Below are 1,805 nucleotides of genomic sequence, written 5' to 3'. Positions count from 1 at the left end.
GCGCGGAGTACTCTGCGACAAGCGCGGCATCAAACCCGGCGTCCCGCGCGACAACCGCCTCCATCGCGACGTTCTTGCGGCGTTCGAAGACCCGGTTGATCGCATCCAGGAGCTGGGCGGGGTTGACGGGTTTTGAGACGAAGTCCTCGATATTGAGGCTGTGTTCGCGTGCCTCTTCAGGCGTGATCTTCTTTGCCGAGAACATCAGGACGGGGATGTCCCTGATCTGTGGGTCTGCCTTGATCTTTTCAAGGGTCTCCCAGCCGTCCATGGGCTCCATCATGATGTCGAGGAGGATAAGATCGGGACGGGCCGCCGACGAGAGGATCGCAAGAGCCTCGTCGCCCCCGTGCGAGGCGAGCGGTTTGAACCCCTTGCGCTTCAGGAGCGCAACAAGCCCGTCGACGATGTACGGGCTGTCGTCAACGATCAGGATGGTCTCGTCCATATCAGTCACCTCCCGCACCGGGGCCGGACCCACGGAGGATCCGGGCAGCGGGAAGTACCGGGATACACGGGTAAGGAGGCATAATGGGCCGTATCATTCTCAGGAAAGCATCCGAAAGTGGCAGGAAACCCCTGACCAAAAATCATCGGGATGCGGGGGTGCCTGAGAGTTCCCCCTTGATCTGCTGCAGGCGGTTTTCCTGGAACTTGATGTTCATCTCCATGCTCTTGATGGCACGGGAGATCTCGTCGCTGACCCGGACTTTTGAGTCATTGAAGTTGTAGGTGGTCTCGAGGATCTTCATGAGGCGCTTGTTCACGTCGATACTCTTGCTGAGACGGGCGTATTCGGTGATGATCTCGGAGTCGAAGCCGGACTGCGTTGCCATGTCCATGTCAGATTTGATGGACTGGCGGCGAGTGAGGACATGCTCGATGGCATCGTACAGCTCGCGGTGGGTGATGGGCTTGAGCACGTAATCCTCGATATAGATCCCGTATTCCTGTGCCTCGGCAGGCGTGAGCTGCTTGGCCGTGAGCATGAGGACGGGGATCTCCTTGGTCTCGGGATTCTCCTTGATCCGTTCGAGGGTCTCCCAGCCGTCCATGGGCTCCATCATGATATCGAGGAGGATGAGATCGGGTGTCACGGTCTTTAAGATCTCAAGGCACTCCTCACCCCCGTACGCAGCAACGGTCCGGTATCCGCCCCGTTCGAGCATGGTGACGAACACATCAACAATAAAAGGGCTGTCGTCAACAACCAGAATGGTATACATCACATCGCCTCCCTGATCTTCTGAGCAACCGCGAGCATCTTTGCATTGATCGTGGTCTGTTTTGTACTATCACTGATGATGGCAGCAATAAGAAAGTTTTCCCCTGCACCCATGATAATGATGGACAATCCCTCCGACTGGATGGTAACAGAGCCGGCAGACTTCATCTTAATGATACTCCCGATCGATTCTGCCGATGCAAGGATGGTGGCAGAGAGCGCTCCGAACCATGGTTCATTGAGATCCCGGTCGAATTGCTTTCCCGCTATGATCCCATCACGGGAAACAAGGGCACATGCCGCAACCCCGTCAATTGACCGGATCTGTTCGATGAATGCAGAGATCTTCTCCTTTAACATGCTCTGATGCTCCTGCCGCACTACCCTGTGTACTTGATAATACCTGATAGGAGCATATATACATATTGTTTTTCTGGTCTTAACACTCCTGACCATTCCGGGAAAAAATCCCGTTATTCTTGATTGCTGTTCCCGGCGCAGCGCTGATCGCAGAGGAAAAACCGTGGGGGCGGATCCTTCTGGTATTTCCAACGCACAGCTGGCGATACCATAAATACTC

At 55.2% G+C, this 1,805-nt stretch carries 3 protein-coding genes; all 3 read right to left on the bottom strand.

Annotated elements, in window-relative coordinates; all coding sequences use genetic code 11:
- The coding region (locus tag CW742_RS11745) for a two-component system response regulator (protein WP_292420604.1) at positions 1-448 on the bottom strand (448 nt) is incomplete at its 3' end.
- A gap of 142 nt (positions 449-590) precedes the next feature.
- Positions 591-1,226, bottom strand: a complete 636-nt coding sequence (locus CW742_RS11740) for a response regulator (RefSeq protein ID WP_292420602.1) — start codon at positions 1,224-1,226, stop codon at positions 591-593.
- Positions 1,226-1,585 (bottom strand): roadblock/LC7 domain-containing protein, encoded by a 360-nt coding sequence (locus CW742_RS11735; RefSeq protein ID WP_292420600.1) that lies wholly within the window; start codon positions 1,583-1,585, stop codon positions 1,226-1,228. The genes CW742_RS11740 and CW742_RS11735 overlap by 1 nt, the downstream gene beginning before the upstream one ends.
- Positions 1,586-1,805 lie beyond the last annotated feature (220 nt).

It is taken from the genome of Methanoregula sp., from assembly GCF_002835825.1.
Taxonomy (GTDB): domain Archaea; phylum Halobacteriota; class Methanomicrobia; order Methanomicrobiales; family Methanospirillaceae; genus Methanoregula.
Note: the sequence above shows the minus strand (reverse complement) of the source record. Positions and strands in the feature narration are given on the sequence as shown.